This window comes from Dysgonomonas sp. PH5-45 (assembly GCF_029893235.1).
Classification (GTDB): Bacteria; Bacteroidota; Bacteroidia; order Bacteroidales; family Dysgonomonadaceae; genus UBA1309.
Genome location: NZ_JARXWE010000002.1, coordinates 64166 through 83010 on the forward strand (window position 1 = coordinate 64166; position 18845 = coordinate 83010).

An 18845-nucleotide genomic window follows, 5' to 3' on the forward strand; every position below is an offset into this window, starting at 1 on the left:
TACGGAATTTGTGACAAGTAGATAGAAAAAAGAGCAACCAGAAAATTACCTGATTGCTCTTTTTGTATAAGTTTAAATCGACTGTTTATCGAACAATAACTTTTTCAGTAAATTGTTTATTACCGTTAGTTACCTTAACGATGTATAGACCACCGTTGGCCGAAACAGTATTTGTTGTATTATCGATGCTCTTAACAAGTCTTCCCATTGCGTCATAAATCTGAGCTGATGTGAATTCACCGTCAATGATGATAGAAGAACCTTCTGCACGGACAAATGCTGTTTTTTCGTCTGTTTGAGAATCATTGATACCCATACCAAAGTCTGAAATTTCGATCTTGTCAGCATTTACTATTTTACCTTTTGCATCAAGCAACATAACAATATATTCTGTTTTTTCAAGATTATTTACAGACGAGGGAACTGCTATCGTATAATCGAAAGTTACGGTTTCTAATTTGTTTAAAGTTGCAGGAACACTACCACTTGCTCCATCGAAAGATGGGAATATTCCGCGAGCAACTTCTTGGTAAACCATCTTACTTGCAGGAACAGGATCCGCTAATTTTTCGAAGCCTCCCATTTCACCGGCAGCGCCACCTGCATAATAGTTTGTTTGGTTATACAAGGTAGATGTTCCGGTTACATCATTTTCGATAACAGCGAAAGCCAATTTATATTGTGCATTCGGGTTAGCCAAAGCCGATGTTATTGCAGTGGTCAATTTTACTTGTTTTTTTGTGTCATCAACAAAATCACCATACAGTGTAACACGCATAGGGGCTACCATTTCAGAAATTTCGTAAGCATATGGTATGCTTCCCGGATCTATATCCATGTACTCTCTGTTATAAAGAGCACTTGGATATCCTGAAATCTTTTTAGACACACTCGAAATATAAGCGGCATTGGTCATCGGGTCTTCAGATGTATAACGTCCATGCACTGCTATTCCGATGAATGAATCAGGATAATTTTCTTTCATGTATGCCATAGCAACAGCGCCTCTGGGACACCAACCGCACCATGTTCCGGTAGCTTCTTCGGCAACCTGTTTTCTGTCGAACAAAACATCCGCGAACAGAACATCAGCAGTTTTAGAGTTATCAGTAACAATATCTTCATCTATGCCGCCATTGATATTAGAAAATGTAATCTCAACAGGGTATGTACCTTCTTGTGCATACGAAAGACCCTGTATATTGAATTCTGTTCCGAAGTTGTTATATAGGTTCAAGTTGGTGAATGTTGTAGTTATAGGATCATTATCTCCAACTTTAAAAGTTATATCAACACTGTTGATTTTTACATTACCTCTGTTATAGAATATTCCACTGACAGAAAATTCTTTGTTTGTATAACTACAAGTAGGTGCTGATAAAGTGGGAAAATTAAGGTTACAAAGAGAAGTATAATCTTCTTTTTCTACTAAACCTAAGATACCAACATTTGCAGCCCAACCATATTCTGAAAAAGTGTGCCACTCGTAAGCAGTAGAACTGCCCGGTTCTCTAAGGGCTATATAGCAATTAGCTGAGTTACTACCACTTAGGATCCCCAAAGTAGAGTTGGCTGCAACTATACCCGAATATCCCATAACTATACCCTTATCTGAAGGTATTGTGAATGGAGTCTCCAAGACAATTTCATTCCACCCGCCGCTTGTCAGAATAATATCCTGTTCATAAATAGGCGCTTTGTTATAAGCTTCGCTGATATAAAATTCAACATCAGTCATTCCTTCTTCGGCATAGATGAAAACTTTAGTCAATTTGCCTCCGGCATAATCATTCAATCTGCTTTTGGAAAGACTTATTGCCATATTTACATCAGCATCCAAATTCGGCTGAACTCCATACACATCTGCCAAATAATCGCTATATCCTAATGTCTTTGCTAAAGCATCATTATCATCAGACGATTGAGATTGAGAAAAAACCTTAGATTTTGATTTTGACGGTGCCAACTGTGTGAATTTTTGGGCACAAATTCCTCCTATCACAAACTGAATGAGGAATAAAAATAGTACACTTCTTTTCATTTTTTATCTATTTGAAATAAAACAATTAAAATAACTCTTTGTTTGAAGTTGCAATTCATAAATTAAAATTATCACCTTATTGTTTTTTAAGGCAATTTACTTCAAACTGTAAATATAGTGAAAGAGTTTTCCTGATAAGTGAATTCATGCAATTTTTTTCTGTAAATATTCTGTAAAACATATTTTTTTGTTTACTCAAAAATACTTATTTGGCTCTGGTTTTGTATAGTTTTTTTGCATTAGGCCAAAGAATCAAGTAAAAAAAGAGAGAATGTAAAAATACATCCTCTCTGATTTGCTTCTGTGTGTTTATACATAAAGATACTTAGAATTCAGCTCCTTTTTGTATTGTTTATCTGATTGTTTATCGAACAATAACTTTTTCAGTGAATTGCTTGTTGCCATTGGTTACTTTAACGATGTATAGGCCATTGTTGGCAGAAACAGTATTTGTTGTATTGTTTATGCTCTTAACAAGTCTTCCCATAGCATCGTAAATCTGAGCTGATGTGAATTCGCCATCAATGATGATAGAAGAACCTTCTGCACGGACATAAGCTGTTTTTCCGTCTGTCTGAGAATCATTGATACCCATGCCAAAGTGAGAAACTTCAAGTTTATCAGCATTAACTATTTTACCTTTTGCATCAAGCAACATAACAATATATTCTGTTTTTTCAACATCATTTACAGACGAGGGTACTGTTACCGTATAATCGAAAGTAACAGGCTCTAATTGGTTTAATGTTGTAGGAACACTGCCATTTATTCCTTCGAAAGGGAATATTCCACGAGCAACTTCTTGATACACCATTTGGTCTGCCGGTACAGGGTTGGGTAATTTTTCGAAACCGCCCATTTCGCCATTACGGCCATCTGAGTAAGAGTTCAGCTGGTTATACAAGTCGCCTGTTCCGGTAACATCATTTTCTATTACAGCAAAAGCCAATTTGTATTGCGCATCCGGGTTTGCCAAAGCTGATGTTATTGCTGCTGTCAGTTTCACTTGTTTTTTTGTGTCGTCAACAAAATCTCCATACAGTGTTACACGCATTGAAGTCAGCAATTCTGAAGCCTCGAAAAGAGACGGTATATTACCCGGATCAATAACATCATCCCTGTTGAATGTAGCTTTTGGATATTCTGAACCACCATAGCGATTCATACCCAAAATATAAGCATCATCAGTCATAGGATCTTTAACAATAGAAGGGCCATGAACAGCAATGCCAATAAATGAGTCAGGATAGTTTTCTTTCAGGTATGCCAAAGCTACGGCACCTCTGGGACACCAACTGCACCATGTTCCGGTAGCTTCTTCGGCAACATGCTTTCTGCCAAATAAAATATTAGCAAACAGAATGTTGGAGGTCTTTGTGTTGTCGCTAATGATATCTTCGTCTACACCTCCATTGATGTTTGAGAATGTAATTTCGACAGGATAAGTGCCTTCTTGTGCACAAGAAAGATCGTTTATTTCAAAATCTTTACCGAAATTATGGTATAGGTTCAAATCGCTAAATGTTATGGTTTTAGCTTCGTTATCCCCAACTTTGTAGGTTACATCAAGGCTGTTGATTTTTGTTGTTCCCCTGTTATAAAATCGTCCATTAACAGAGAATGGTTTATTCGTCTGATTGTAAGTAGGTGTATATAGAGCGGCAAAATTAATATTGCAAGTAGAATAGTCGTCTCTTTCTACTGAACCTAAAATAGCAATATTCGCACTCAACCCATTGGTGGTGCCCCATTGGTAATTGTCAGTGCTACCGGCATTTTTTAAACCTATATGACAGTTAGCTCCGTTAGCGCCACTAAGCAATCCGAGAAGAGTGCCACCTTTGGCTGAAGCAGAATATCCGATAACAAAAGCTTTGTCTGATGGTATTATGAATGGAGTATTCAAAACTATTTCATTCCATTGGCCACCTATCAGAGTAATGTTTTGTGTATAAATGGGCGCTTCATCATAAGTATCCCCAATATAAAGCTGAACATCAGATAATCCGTCTTCAGCATAAATAAAGACTCTGGTTAATTTGCCATTGGCGTAGTTAGGTAGCCTGCTTTCGGGGATACTGATTGCTAACTTCACGTCAGAGTCTGTATCTAATTCAAATTCTACCGGGCTTGCCATATAGTCGCTATATCCCAATGTTCTTGATTGAGGTTCATTGTTGGATGATTGAAGCCATACCTGTTCTGTAAAGTTTTGAGCATAAATTCCTCCTACTATAAACTGAACGAGGAATAAAAACAGTAAATTTCTTTTCATTTTATCTTTTTACCTTTATTTTGAATGAAACAATTATAATAATTTTTTGCTCGGAGTTGACCATCACCTTAATAAATTAAGGTTCTCCGATTTCAACCTGTAAATATAATAAAAGAGTTTTCCTTATAAATAAATTCATACAGATTATTTCTCCTGTATTATATTTTATTAGGGTATAAATTATGGAGTAACCTCGTTCTTCTTAAATATATTTTGGGGCTCTGAAGTCCATTCTTAAACTGTTTTATGAGAAACCCATGCTATAAGCTTATCTGCTATTAAGAAAAGTTTGACTACCTTTGCATGCGAATATCTCTTTTGAAAATCCAGAAAAAGAACAACAAAACAATCATATGGGAAATCTTGTAGCAATAGTTGGCCGTCCAAATGTAGGAAAATCTACTCTCTTTAATCGTCTGACACATAGCAAACAAGCTATTGTGGATGAAACCGCAGGCACAACTCGCGACAGGCAATACGGAAAAGTAGAGTGGGGGGGACAGGAGTTCTCGTTGGTAGATACTGGCGGGTGGGTTGTCAACTCGGACGACATTTTTGAAGAGGAAATAAACAAACAAGTTGCTATTGCTATCGAGGAAGCCGATGTTATTTTGTTTGTTCTTGATGTAATGAATGGATTGACAGACTTAGATTTAGGTGTAGCCGATATTCTTCGTCGTTCAAAAAAGCCTGTTATTATAGTATCGAACAAAGCTGATAATTTTAATCTGCATGCCCAATCGGCTGAGTTCTATCAACTTGGATTGGGCGATCCGATGAATATATCGGCTATAAATGGTTCTGGTACAGGCGATTTGCTGGATGAAATAATTTCTAAGTTCACTAAAAAATCGGAAGAGGACGAAGTTCTGGACGATATTCCCCGTATAGCAATAGTTGGTCGTCCAAATGCCGGTAAATCATCTTTGGTAAATGCTTTGATTGGTGAAGAACGAAATATTGTAACTGACTTAGCCGGAACAACTCGTGATTCAATTTATACACGATTTAACAAATTTAATATGGATTTCTATTTGGTTGATACAGCCGGAATCCGTAAAAAAGGAAAAGTAACAGAAGATCTTGAGTATTACTCAGTTATAAGATCGATACGAGCCATTGAAAATTCAGATGTCTGTGTTCTGATGATTGATGCCACAAAAGGTATTGAAAGTCAGGACTTGAATATATTTTCACTTATTCAGAAAAACCGGAAAGGATTGGTTGTATGTGTCAATAAATGGGATTTGGTGGAGAATAAAGAGCAAGTTGTGATTAAAACTTTCGAAGCGGCTATTCGTAACCGATTGGCTCCATTTACCGATTTCCCAATCATATTCGCATCAGCAATTACCAAACAACGGATTCTGAAAGTGTTGGAAGAAGCTAAAGAGGTTTTTAAAATCAGAAAGACCAAAATTCCTACAAACCAACTTAACACTGTGATGCTTCCTTTGGTAGAACGTACACCGCCACCAGCTAATAAAGGAAAATACATAAAAATAAAATATATAACACAACTTCCGAATACCCAAATACCTACATTCGTGTTTTTCTGTAATTTACCACAATGGATAAAAGAACCATATAAACGTTTCCTTGAAAACCGAATCCGTGAAAACTGGAAGCTTACAGGAACTCCTATAAACATTATAATAAAGGAAAAATAAGGAACGGAAAATCCTATTGCTTTAAGATCACCAAAAGTTATATAATCTCTATTATGTTTAATTGTAATGATAGAGACCTTCTTTTATGCTAAAAAGTAACCGTCTCAAAATATAGCCCTCTCCTAATTATTTAGAAACTATAAAAATATATAGCTTTAACAACAAAATATTAAATTAAAGTTAATGTTTTGTTTATACTGCTATTTTGTATTTCTTTTTGGTTAATTTACACCAAAATATTCGAAATTAAAAAAATGAAATACAAAGCAGTATACCTCACATTATTTTTTGTCCTTTTTACTTTAAATATTTGGGGACACTAGTGTCCCATAAAAATTAATCTGCTAATAATTGAATAAATTTGATTTATCGATAATGCTGAATTATAGGATTTTACAAAATAGAAATATTTAATTTTTACATTTAAGTACGAATTACAAATCCAAGTCCGTTTACTTTTATATTGATTGTAATTTAGTGGTATTCAGAAGCATATAAGAGTTAATCGAAATTTTAATGGGACACTAATGATTTGGGGACAAAAAATGGATACGTTTAAATTTTAATTCAGGTTTCCCTACTACAATTATTATTGATAGTAGAGGAAATGTTTATAAAGTTTTGGTAAATATGGAAATTAAGAAGAAACAAGAGATATTCCAATTACTTCAAGAATCAATAGATTCTTTATTAAAAGAAATTCGGTCATTAGATAAAAATAAAATAGGCTAATGTAATATTTTAAGTTTATTTTTGTTTCAAACTGCAAGTGATGAAATATAAAATAATATACCTCACGTTATTATGATTCATAAATTGAGAGTAATTATATCTTTTTTTTGTCTTATGGGAATGATGTCTTGCTCTTTTATCTCAGCGCAAATTAAGAGTGAAAAATATATCGTTTTATTTGAAAAAAAAGCTTATACCAAAAGTGACAAATATAATTCGGGTTCTTTTCTGTATGCTGACAGAGTTACAGATATAAGCTCATTTAAAGGTATCCCCCAAGCCGATGCCATAGCTGTTTATGTGCTTTTAGCAAATCCAACGCTACCAGATGGGTTGAAAAATGCCGACGAAAATAAAATACACTTGTGCATAAGCCTCGATAAGAAAGAGGGAACTAAATCAATAATAGCAGACTGTAACGGCAATAAAAAATTTTCGGACGAGAAAGTATATACATTTTCTTTGAAAGATTATAACATTCCTCCCTTCTCGGAAGAACAGGAACAGTTATGTATTCGCTTTTCGGTTAATTCTTTTAGGTATGAGCCGGCGACAGGCTTTACTCCAACAGAGGTATATCTGTACATAAACCCTTTTTATCATGATTTGGGAGACAAGGAAAATTATCTCACTGAGGATGATTATTATCTTGATTTTTTAATAGCATCGAATAATTATATGAAAGGTTCTGTTAGCATAAATGACAGATTAGTAGATATCTATGAGGGAAAAAGCGGAAGGGATATAACCGTTTCTCATCTTGATAAAAAAATGTCGAAGTTTAGATTTGTGAGCCAAGAACATCTGTTGGGTGAGCCATTATTAGAAAAAAAGATAGGTGATACTCTTTCTGTGAACAACAGAATGGTATTTTTAGAATCTATTGTAGGTAATAATCTCTATTTGGAAGACCTCGGAGCGTTGACCGACAGTAGCCGTGTAGGGAGTTGTCTGCCTGTGTTATATTCAAATTCATTATCAACAGGCAAGCCGCTATGTTTGAACGATTTGATGAAAGATAAATATGTTTTTATTGATTTTTGGGGCAGTTGGTGTGGTCCATGTATAGAATCATTGCCAGAAATAAAAGAACTATACGATAAGATAAAAGGCAGAGAAGATGTTTTGATTATAGGAATTGCTTTGGAAAATGAAAAAGACATCGAAAAGCTGCAAGGTATCATTGAGCAGGAAAATGTAAGATGGCCGAATGTTTGGAACAGTTATTCAACTGTAAAAAACCTGGAGTCTGTTCACGGAAAACTGAAAATGGAAACTTTTCCCACTTATATGCTTATTGATAAACAGGGTAAAATAGTTTATAGAGAGGGGTCGTCTTTCAAAACAAAGGAGGCGATAAATGTCTTTTTGAAATTAATAAAACTTTAAATTTATGAATAAAAAGAATTACTTAAGAATAGCGACACTATTGAGTGTTTTGTTGGTAACTTTCTCTTTAAATGCCAAAGACTCGTTGCCTGTACCTCAAATAAAATCGGGAACGGCTAAGGTTACAGGAACTATAATTGATAAATATGGTAAAGCGAATATAAGTGATGAGGTGTTTTTTGCTGTATATCATCCAATTACTGCTGAAATATTGATGCTTACGACTCAAATAAAGGAAGATAATTCATTCAGTATTGAAGTGCCTATTGAAACTGATTATGCAATATCTTTTCTTAGCATTAACGATGAGTGTAGTTCTCTTATGGTTGGTGTGACTCGTGATGAAACTACGAACCTAACCATTATTTATGATGAAGCAGGAAAGAAACAAATAAAAACTGATGGATTCACCCTTTTTTCGTCTTACGACATAGTAAATTCAGCAGATGTAATGAATGATATGATGGAAGGCAATCATCCTTATAGAGAAGTGGCACCGGAAGAAAAACTTTATGAAAAAAGCCTGGATTATTATGTGGAATTATCAAAAAAAATGCTGAAACATAGGGAAGAAATAGCTGATAGTGATACCTCTTTGTCAGAGCGGGCAAAACAAATACTAAAAAATGAATTTAAACTTTTTCTTATAAATAATCAGTTTTTTCCTTATAAAGAATCGATGGCAATCAATTATTCAAACACAAACCCGGAAAAGAATGAAGATGATTTCCCAAACTTTATTGAACCTGAAATATCTTACTATTCGTTCCTAAAAGATATGAACTTGAATGATACACTGTTGTTATATACTAGCGAATATTTTAAACTTTTTCAGAATATATTAGAGAACGAAACCTTGAATGTCTCTCCTATCGATGATATACCAATAGAGACATGGCTTCGTTCAGCAAAGGCAATACTGACCGATTTGGTGGGTTTCGATGACGGAATATTTTACGATGTTCTGATAGCCAATGCTTATGCTCAGCAACTAAATAACAGATTAAGGCCGCTGTCAGGAAAACAAATTGAAAATATAGAAGCTTACTTCGGAAAAGGTGAGATAGCCCGAATTTTATTAAATAAAAATGAAGAAGTAAAGCAACTATCAGCCACCAAGGGTAATCCTGTTGTTAATAAAACACCGGATGTGCCGAAAGAAAAAGTAATGGAGGCAATCATTTCGAAATACAAAGGTAAGGTTGTAATTGTTGATTTTTGGGCAACATGGTGCGGTCCATGCCTAAGAGCAATGGAAGAAATGAGAGGATTAAAATCGGATCTGAAAGATAAAGAAATTGTTTTTGTATATATGACCAACGAATCTTCCCCTCAAAATATCTGGACTCAAAGAGTAGAAGGCATTGGCGGTGAGCATTACTATCTCACAAAAGAAGAGTGGAAATATATAACAAACACTTTGGACTTTTCGGAGATTCCTACTTATTTGTTGTACGACAAGGACGGAAAACTAAAACAAAAGCAGTCAAGTTTTCCGGGTTCGGAACAAATGCAGGAATGGATTGATGAGCTTCTGTCTGAGTAGTAAAAAAAGATCAACCAAAAAATAAACTGTATATTTCCACTACGAGAAGATATACAGTTTATTTTTTATTAGCTTCGATTATTACTTCTTATCCGGATCAAGGAACGGATATCTGTAATCGGTTGCCGGAACAAGCGTTTCTTTGATACAACGCGGGCTTACCCAGCGATATAGGTTAAGAGCGCTTCCTGCCTTATCGTTCGTACCAGATGCTCTTGCACCGCCAAATGGTTGATTTCCAACAACGGCTCCCGTTGGTTTATCGTTGATGTAGAAGTTACCGGCAGCATACCTCAATGCTTCGAAAGCTTCGATTGCGGCATAACGGTCGCGAGCAAAGATAGAACCTGTTAAAGCATATGCTGATGTTTGGTCGCATAGACACAAGGTTTCGCTATACTTTTTGTCTTCGTACACGTAAACTGTGATTACAGGTCCAAACAATTCCAAAGACATTGTTTCGTAATCAGGAGTTTTGGCTTCAATCAGAGTCGGTTCAATAAAGTACCCTACCGATTTATCATAATTCCCACCGAATACGATTTCCGCATCTTTCGAGTCTTTAGCCCTGTCTATATATTTTGTTATTGTATTGAATGCTTTTTCGTCAATAACGGCATTCATAAAATTGGTGAAGTCGCGCACGTCTCCCATTTTGAGAGTTTTCATCATTACTGCAATTTCCTTCACTGTATTTTCCCAAATCGATTTGGGAACATATGCCCGTGAAGCAGCCGAACATTTTTGTCCCTGATATTCGAATGCTCCCCGCACTATTGCAACCGCAAGCTCTTTTGGGTCGGCCGATTCATGAGCAAAAATAAAGTCTTTTCCACCTGTTTCACCCACTATTTTGGGATATGTTTTATACTTATCCACATTGTTGGCTATGGTTTTCCAGAACGCATTGAAGGTAGACGTACTTCCGGTAAAGTGTACACCGGCAAAATCGGGAGAAGCAAAAACAGTATCGCTAATCACTGCACCGCTACCCGGAAGGAAGTTGATAACTCCATCTGGCAACCCTGCTTCCTTAAATATCTCCATCAGGTAATAGTTAGAAAGGATAGCTGTTGTTGCAGGTTTCCATATCGTAACATTTCCCATCAGCACTGGCGATATATTGAGGTTACATGCTATGGCCGTAAAGTTGAACGGAGATATGGCATATACAAAACCTTCTAACGGACGGTATTCCAGCCTGTTAATTACAGAATTATCCGATAATGGTTGCTCGGCGTATATTTGAGAGGCATAGTATGCGTTGAACCGAAGGAAGTCGATAGCCTCACATGGAGTATCAATCTCGGCTTGGTAAGGGTTTTTGCCCTGCCCCAGCATGGTTGCCGCGCTTATTACATATCTATATTTTTTAGACAGCAGCTCGGCAATTTTCATCATGATAGAACAACGTTCCACCCATGGTGTGTTTTCCCATTGTTTTTTAGCATTCATTGCCGCATCAATGGCCATTTTCACCTCTTTTTCGGTTACCATGTGATAAGTTGCCAATACATGACCATGTTCTGTTGGCATTACCACTTTCCCCATTTTACCGGTTTTAACGGCTTTACCACCAATAATGAGTGGTATTTCGATGGTTTTGTTATACTGTCTCTTTAACTCTTCTTGCAGAAGTTTTCTTTCTGGAGTGCCCGGAGCGTACGAATTGACAGGCTCATTCTGGGGTTCCCTGAATTGGAAAATAGCATTGTTCATGATTCTTAAATGATATTTATTGTTCGTTTATAATATATATGAATAACGTAAAGGTACTTAAAAATATTTTATGACAAACTTCATAAAAAGAATCTTCTATACCTGCAACTTCCCTACAAGGTTTTTTATATCAGAAATATTATGACGTTCCAGATAATCGGCAATTCCATCAACTACCTTTACGGATATGGTTGGGTCTACAAAGTTATATGTACCTATCTGGATGGCAGTTGCTCCGGCAAGGATAAACTCCACAGCGTCTTGCCACGATGAAATCCCCCCCATTCCTATAATCGGAATCTTTACGGCATTATATGTTTGCCAAACCATTCTCAGAGCAACAGGTTTTACGCATGGCCCGGAAAGCCCTCCTGTAATGGTCGATAGTATAGGTTTTCTTTTTTCTACGTCGATGGCCATGCCTAAAAGTGTATTGATAAGCGACAGCGAATCAGCACCTTCGGCTTCTACGGCTTTTGCTATCTCTGTTATGTCCGTAACATTGGGCGATAGTTTGACAATCAGTGTTTTATGATATACTTTTCTGACAGCCCTAACAACCTGAGCAGCCGAAGAGGTTGAAGTACCAAAGGCCATTCCTCCCTCCTTAACGTTTGGGCATGAAATATTCAGCTCAATAGCCGGAATTTTTTCTATATCCGCCAGCCGGGCAGCGCATTCGGCGTAATCTTCAACAGTAGAGCCGGATACATTTACAATAATATTAGTATCAATATCTTTTATTTCGGGATAAATATCAGAAATGAAATAATCGACACCTTTATTCTGAAGTCCTACGGCATTGAGCATACCGGCAGCAGTTTCGGCCATACGTGGATAAGGATTTCCTTGCCTGTTGTGCAGGGTTGTTCCCTTTACACAGATTCCTCCAAGTCGGGAAAGATCTATAAAGTCGGCAAATTCTTTTCCATAACCAAATGTGCCCGATGCTGTCATTACGGGGTTTTTCAGAGCCAGACTGCCTATATTTACTTTTAGCTTATCCATTTTAAATCTTTTATATTAAATACCGGTCCTTCCGTACATACACAAACATTTCCGTTGTGCTTAGTGTCTTCAACACAACACAAACATACACCAAAACCACAAGCCATTGTGTTTTCGAGCGAAACTTCGCACTCTATTTGGTTTTTGTGTGCATAATTGGCAACAGCCATCATCATTGGCTTGGGGCCACAGGTGTACACTCTATCAAATTTTATATTTTCGAGTATCGAATGATTAGTAACAAAACCTTTCTGGCCATGGCTTCCATCTTCAGTTGTTGTGTACACTTGGCCATATTGGGCAAAATCGTCTAATTGCAAAAGATCTTTAGATGAACGGGCGCCCAACAGAAACTTAGGGTTAAATCCACTCTCTTTCAGTATAGCACCCAAGTACAACATTGGGGCTGTACCTACCCCACCGCCCACAAGCAGAAGTTCTTGCTGATGTTTTTCGGGAGTGGAAAACTGGTTTCCAAGAGGTAAAAGCAAATTAACAATAGTGCCTGTTTTATATTCCGACATTTTTCGTGTCCCGTCTCCTACAACTTGTACCAAAAGCCATAATTCATTTTTCAGTTTATCAACGAAGTTAACCGAAATAGGTCGTCGTAAAAATGTGGTTGGTGAATCGACTACACGTATCTCAACAAATTGACCGGGATACATTTCGGGCAGAACCGACTTGTCAGGAGTAGAAAGTTTTAGAAGGCAATAATTCTGATTCAGTTTATTATTTTCAACTACAACCAAATCAAGCATTTTTTTCATATTAACACAAAGTTTCTTTATTGATATGATACAAAGTTAATGAAAACTTATCTTATTCAGAAAAATCAAGAAAACTAATCCGCGCGTTAATTTATTCATGCATTAAATGTCTCGAAGGTATTGTCGGTATAGTAAATGATTATTTGCTTTATTTTTTTTACAGGAGCTTCTTTGTATATAATACGCTCATTTAGTGTCTGTTTATCGTTATTTATAGCTGAGTTAAGTATGTTTTCCTTATCATTTTTACTTTCAGCATGTAGATTATCCCTGTATTTCTGATTCTCGGACGGTAAATTTTGAGAAAAAAGGTCAGGCAACCCTCCGTTTTGATTTTTTGCGTCTTCCGGTTGCTCGTTGTCTTCTCCTCCATTCAAATACATTGCCCCCTCGCCCATAAGCAACCATGTTGAATTTATTTGTGGCATCTTTTTCAAGATTCGGGTAATAACATCCAAACTCGGTTTATTACGCCCATTCAATATATGAGAGATAACCGCACGCCCTATTGACAAATTGTCAGCAAAACGGGCTGGGGTTAATTCTTCCGTTTCCATTATCTTTTTTATACGTTCTGCTATCATCAGATATTGTTTACATAAATAAATCGAATAGAAAACAAAAGTAATCAAAATGATTTACATCCACAAATAAACAATTGTTACCACGAGTGGATGTGTGAATTTACAAATAAACACCAGATTTCCCAAAAAGGTAATAAACAAGCATAATAACGATAAATTACGACTTTATATTTATCGTATATAATATTAAATTACAGGTATTTATATGGTATTAGTTTTCAATATTAAAAACACATTTTTATATATTTTATCGTTTTTGCGATAAGTATATAATTTAAAACTTCATATAATTGATTTAATTTACTGATATACAGTATTATGGCGTCATACGTATTAAGCTTATGAGTTATTTACATCTGAATAATATTCAATTGTGAGATCCCTGACTGTTCTCATAAAATATTTGTATTTATTTGTATATAGTGTAACAATGTGATTTTACTTATGTTTTATTATTTACAAAAGTTACCATAGGTAGAAATGTAAATTGACGGTATTTTTCCCTTAAAATGAAATTTATAGGATATGTGTAATTTAATATTTGAAAAGGAGGATTTTTTTAACCATTTATATGCTGCAAAAGCTCTCTATACAGTTTATTTTGGCTTAAAATGTACTGATTGCCTATCAAAAAAAACTGTTGCCGGGCACGGGTAAGAGCAACGTTTAGTTTACGGTCTACTGTTTGGTCGCTATTCATATTACAGAAAAAATCTAACTGATAGGGCTTATTTATACAAAACGAAAGGATAATTATGTCCTTTTGGCTGCCTTGATAGCGTTCAACAGTATCAACCATAACGTTTTTCAATTCATTAATACCGGTTTCGGCCAATTTATGTTTGATTAAAGCTATCTGGTTGCGATATGGAGTTATTATACCCAGAGTTTTTTCTGTATCAAAAACCAAATTATTTTCATTATATAGACTAATAATGGCTTTTGATAGCTCTACTACATAATAAGCTTCTTTGGAGTTTGTTTTATCGTTCAATATCTGATCGTTCGAAAAACCTGTATCAACAAAAGCTAACCTGTTATTTCTAACCAAATGCTCAAAATTGCAGTTTTTGTTACTTATATTGTATTGTAACAGGTTCTTTTGCCATTTATTTGCTATGGATAACTTGCTGTTGTAGAAATATTTATTGGGAAATTCAGCAATAACTTCGTGCATTCGTCCCTGATATACCAAAGTGTCGTAGGCTTGTTGCCAATTATTCAATTTACAAAGCCTGTATAACCGTTCAAAAAAAGATTCGGAACAATTGTATAACCCAATGTTATTCAGAAGAGGATCTTTTACTTCCGACTTAGCCTGATTTTGTAGGGTAATGGTCGACAGTTGCTTATGATCGCCTATCAGAATAAATTTATTTACATTTGTCAACAACCCAACTATTTGTGGTTCAAGTATCTGTGAGGCTTCATCTACAATTGCAAGGTTAAACCTCTTTATATCGAATAATTCCGGTTTACCAACTATTGCGGCTAAAGTTCCTACAAATATCCGGCAAGAATGGATAATGGTACGCAATTCATCACGCCGTTTCGCTCCATTGCTTATATTTTGCAGTAGTCGATGCCTGTAATTCTCTCCACACGACAGTTCCGTACCGATGCGTATATAGTCAGTACATTCACTATCTGCACACCCAAAAGCCTGATTTATAGCCTCACATAGTTCGTCTACGGCTTTGTTTGTGTATGCTACCACAAGTATATCGTCTTGGGTATTATTGTAATAATGCTCAATCAATCGGCGGGCAAAGATGGAAGTCTTACCAGTGCCGGGAGGCCCCACAATCAGGAAGTAATCTTTGCTGTTAATTGCTTTATTTATAATGTTATCCTGTTTTTCTTGTGCAGTATTGGCAGTTATATTTTCGGTGGTTGCATCATAGACCGAAGGTTCGCATAAGCCCAAAAGTAACTCTCGTTTTTCGGGAGGTGATTGTAGAAACGAAAACAGGCTTCTGTACATACTGTTATAGCTTTGATCTAAGCGATCGTGCTCCAGAACCCATGTTGTATACTTTTGTAAAAAGTCTTTGTTCCGTTGTTTGTATCTGAACCTCAATAATATATGATAGGGAGTGATTTCTGCAACTGTACCTTTCAGTACTTGATTAGACAAGGCTGAATCATCGTCTTTTTCGTGCGGGTAAACAATGCAGATTTCGCCTTCTCTGAAATTATTGAATTCGGACGAATCGTGACGCGAGAATAAAATTTTCATATCCCTACCCGAGTCATCTATTTGTTCTATCTTTAAATCGGATATCAAATCGAAGGCCTCGAGCCGTTCGTCAAATTCTGTATTCCATAAACAAGCGGTCGAAGAGTTTGAACCATATGTGTCGCCTCCAACTTTTTGGATATATAATTCTCTGGATATAAACGTAATATATCGAAACAAATAACTCCTTTCTACGGTAGTAAGGTTGTCTATTGTTTTTCCGAAATCTTGTATCTTGTTTACAAAAAAATCCGGTACTTTTCCGTAATTATCAAGGTTCAATATGTCGGAAAACAATCCGGAAGCTGCGTCTTTTACTCCGGTGTAAAGATCGTGTTCGATTGCTACAATCAGATTGCGCGTATTTATGATTTCTTTTTCCAGCTGCCTGTATGGAGCCGAAAACCGGAGATTTTCACCCTTATTATCTGCTGCTGAGTAAAGTATGGCTGACATAATGCTCTGTTCGTCATACCCAAAAACCGATCTGATAATCAACCGGTAAATAGCTGTCTGCACCTCATGGTTTATAGCTACCTTCCCTTTATTGTCCTTTGGGTATGGTAAACCGCCCGATTTCAGCTCTATTATTGAGTTTTGACTGTTTTCATCCTCAGATAACTGTAATAGGTCTAAACGTCCTTGAAATCCGTATTTTTCGCTATAAAACGATGGCTCGAGTGTACATCTGTCCCTGTTTATTTTATTTGCCTTAAAATCTTCTGTAACAACCCTTTTGATATTCTCGAATTGACCTTTTGCTTTTGCCATAAAAAGCTTAAAATCGGGTACTTGTTTTATCTCATTGCAGCTCGTAAACTCGAACGGTTTTTGTTTGAATGCTTCAAGAAAAACGGTATCGAATTCCAAATCTTCGGGGCTGTCGGCATAAATAAGTTCATCGAGAAAGAAATTTGCCAAATTTCCGAGTAATATGTGTTGCGAATTGGTTGTCTGTTCAAATTTTCGTCTGAAATAGTGCAGATGCGAACTTCCATAGTTTTGAAAACACTCGGCCATAGCCGATGCGTCTACCAGATAATCGGGTTCGAGAACTATAAACGAGGGTATATAGCAACCATCTTTGTCTATTTTACTATCCAGAAGGTTCACTTGTGCATCAAGCCAAAGACGAGCTACCGTTTCGCGGAAAGCGTCATTTACATCCTTAATGTTATATCTGAACTTTATAACCTCGGCTTCTGCAGTGTTGGCAACACCTTCTATCAGTTCATTTTTATAGTCAACATATGTTATTTGTATCCGTTTGTAATCAACAAAATCGGCTTTCGATAATTGTTGATGTACAAAAGCCTTACCATCGTTTACATTTGTTTGTAAGTAAATAGCTACATTGTAAACTTTTGATATTAAAGCTTTTAAATGTATATAGGCTTTATTGTATTGGGCCGAGGATACCAAATTACTCTCATCTTTTTGAAGAAGAGTTGCCTTAACCCTGATGGTTTGTAAGCCCCGTGAAAGAACCGCATTCAGTTTATACTTTTGAGAGATAAATACCAAACGGGAAAACAGTGAAGAGAACTGCAGGGATTCGCTTTCTGTCGATTCTTTGCTGACCCTTTCCAAGATATATTTTAATTGAATATACTTTTCCCTAAAAGGCAATGCAGATATATTAATAGCCTCTATTTCAGATATTAATTTATTGTATTTATTAATTCTTTCTGACATAGAAACTATTTGGAAACCAATGACACCCCTCTTAACTGTTGTAGCTAAGAAGAATAAGTGATTTTAATATAAAAAATGGCCTTTAGGAGGTGCATTGATATTATTTAGGGCGCAAATCAAAAGGACGTAATTATGACAAATATAATTATTTTTTTGTCTTTTTTGCCCTAATAGTGTAGTTTTTTGTATGTGATTTGTGTTATTTCCCACCAAAAAAGGTTCATTTATTATTTTTCCGACATTTTTGGTGAGGCAAACCTCTTTAAATGTCAATATTGTTGATATTTTAATTTCCACTGTTGTTTCAGTCAAGCATACTTCCTTTGCTTTGAGTGTGATGATTCCCCAAAAAAGAAATATTGTCAGCAACAGTATTTTGAATATATATGAGTTCAATTTCATTATTTACACTTTTCAGTTAAGCAAAAATAGGAAAAATATATTGATAATAAAAACTTGATTGATAAATATTTACAAAATAATTATCTCACAATTTGCATGTTACCTACAAGTAACATATCTTTGTTACCTACAAGTAACATACAGGTTTAAAGATGAAAGAAAATAAAGCAGAAAAAGGCAGGGAGGCCACACGGAATAAGCTATTGGAGGCTGTTGGACTGATTCTGAATGAAGAAGGCTTTGATAAAGTTGGTGTAAATGCTGTTGCTGCAAAGGCCGGAGTTTCTAAAATGCTGATTTACCGCTATTTTGAGTCGGTCGATAATATGATTATCGAATATCTCTCTCAGAATAGCTTATGGGAGGCCTTTGCTATTGAATTTCCCAAAAATGAAAATCTCAGAGAGTTTACAAAAACGCTAATATCTGTGCAGATATCCAATCTTCGGGAAAATAAAATATTGCGCGAACTATACAGATGGGAACTCACCGGAGCAAACAATACGGTTATTGACAAATTGCGTCTTAAACGGGAGTCGAAAGGGGTTACACTTGCCACAATATTAAGCCAACTGTTGCAACATCCGCAAGAAGAGGTCGCTACTTTGGCTACGCTTCTGTCTTCCTCTATCAATTATTTGGTTTTGTTAGAAAACTCATGCCCTGTATTTAATGGTATCGACATAAACCAAGAACAGGGATGGAAGCAAATAATTTGCGGTGTCGATAAACTCATTGACTTGTGGTTCGACGATATTGAAAAAAGGAGATAAAG

At 36.0% G+C, this 18845-nt stretch carries 11 protein-coding genes; 4 read left to right on the top strand and 7 right to left on the bottom strand.

The window, feature by feature from the left end; all coding sequences use genetic code 11:
* Positions 1–85: 85 nt before the first annotated feature.
* Entirely contained in the window at positions 86–2041 is a 1956-nt protein-coding gene (locus M2132_RS01280) for an Omp28-related outer membrane protein (RefSeq protein ID WP_280670523.1), read from the bottom strand.
* A gap of 364 nt (positions 2042–2405) precedes the next feature.
* The gene (locus M2132_RS01285; RefSeq protein ID WP_280670525.1) at positions 2406–4316 is read right to left on the bottom strand and encodes a T9SS type A sorting domain-containing protein; all 1911 of its coding nucleotides are present in this window, start codon (positions 4314–4316) and stop codon (positions 2406–2408) included.
* A 353-nt stretch (positions 4317–4669) separates the two neighbouring features.
* Between M2132_RS01285 and der the strand changes: the two genes are divergently transcribed.
* From der to M2132_RS01300, 3 genes are all read left to right on the top strand, one after another.
* Positions 4670–5986 (top strand): ribosome biogenesis GTPase Der, encoded by a 1317-nt coding sequence (gene der, locus M2132_RS01290; RefSeq protein ID WP_280670527.1) that lies wholly within the window; start codon positions 4670–4672, stop codon positions 5984–5986.
* A gap of 852 nt (positions 5987–6838) precedes the next feature.
* Entirely contained in the window at positions 6839–8107 is a 1269-nt protein-coding gene (locus M2132_RS01295) for a TlpA disulfide reductase family protein (protein ID WP_280670529.1), read from the top strand.
* 4 nt (positions 8108–8111) lie between these two features.
* The gene (locus tag M2132_RS01300; protein ID WP_280670531.1) at positions 8112–9653 is read left to right on the top strand and encodes a TlpA disulfide reductase family protein; all 1542 of its coding nucleotides are present in this window, start codon (positions 8112–8114) and stop codon (positions 9651–9653) included.
* Between the two features lie 81 nt (positions 9654–9734).
* Here the strand turns inward: M2132_RS01300 and pruA are convergent, their stop codons facing one another.
* The 5 genes from pruA to M2132_RS01325 all read right to left on the bottom strand — a co-directional run bounded on the left by pruA (position 9735) and on the right by M2132_RS01325 (position 17668).
* Positions 9735–11372 carry an L-glutamate gamma-semialdehyde dehydrogenase gene (gene pruA, locus M2132_RS01305; protein ID WP_280670533.1) on the bottom strand — a complete coding sequence of 546 codons (1638 nt, stop codon included), beginning with the start codon at positions 11370–11372 and terminating at the stop codon, positions 9735–9737.
* Between the two features lie 96 nt (positions 11373–11468).
* Complete coding sequence (locus tag M2132_RS01310) at positions 11469–12380, bottom strand: dihydroorotate dehydrogenase (RefSeq protein WP_280670536.1); 912 nt, start codon at positions 12378–12380, stop codon at positions 11469–11471.
* Entirely contained in the window at positions 12368–13150 is a 783-nt protein-coding gene (locus M2132_RS01315) for a dihydroorotate dehydrogenase electron transfer subunit (RefSeq protein ID WP_280670538.1), read from the bottom strand. Before M2132_RS01315 ends, M2132_RS01310 begins: the two co-directional genes overlap by 13 nt.
* A 95-nt stretch (positions 13151–13245) precedes the next feature.
* On the bottom strand, positions 13246–13734 hold the full coding sequence (locus tag M2132_RS01320; RefSeq protein WP_280670540.1) for a helix-turn-helix transcriptional regulator: 489 nt from the start codon (positions 13732–13734) through the stop codon (positions 13246–13248).
* Positions 13735–14293: 559 nt separating this feature from the next.
* Positions 14294–17668: an AAA domain-containing protein gene (locus M2132_RS01325; protein WP_280670542.1), complete on the bottom strand. Its 3375-nt coding sequence runs from the start codon at positions 17666–17668 to the stop codon at positions 14294–14296.
* A gap of 554 nt (positions 17669–18222) precedes the next feature.
* Between M2132_RS01325 and M2132_RS01330 the strand changes: the two genes are divergently transcribed.
* Positions 18223–18843, top strand: coding sequence for a TetR/AcrR family transcriptional regulator (locus M2132_RS01330; RefSeq protein WP_280670544.1), 621 nt, complete (start codon positions 18223–18225; stop codon positions 18841–18843).
* Positions 18844–18845: the final 2 nt, after the last annotated feature.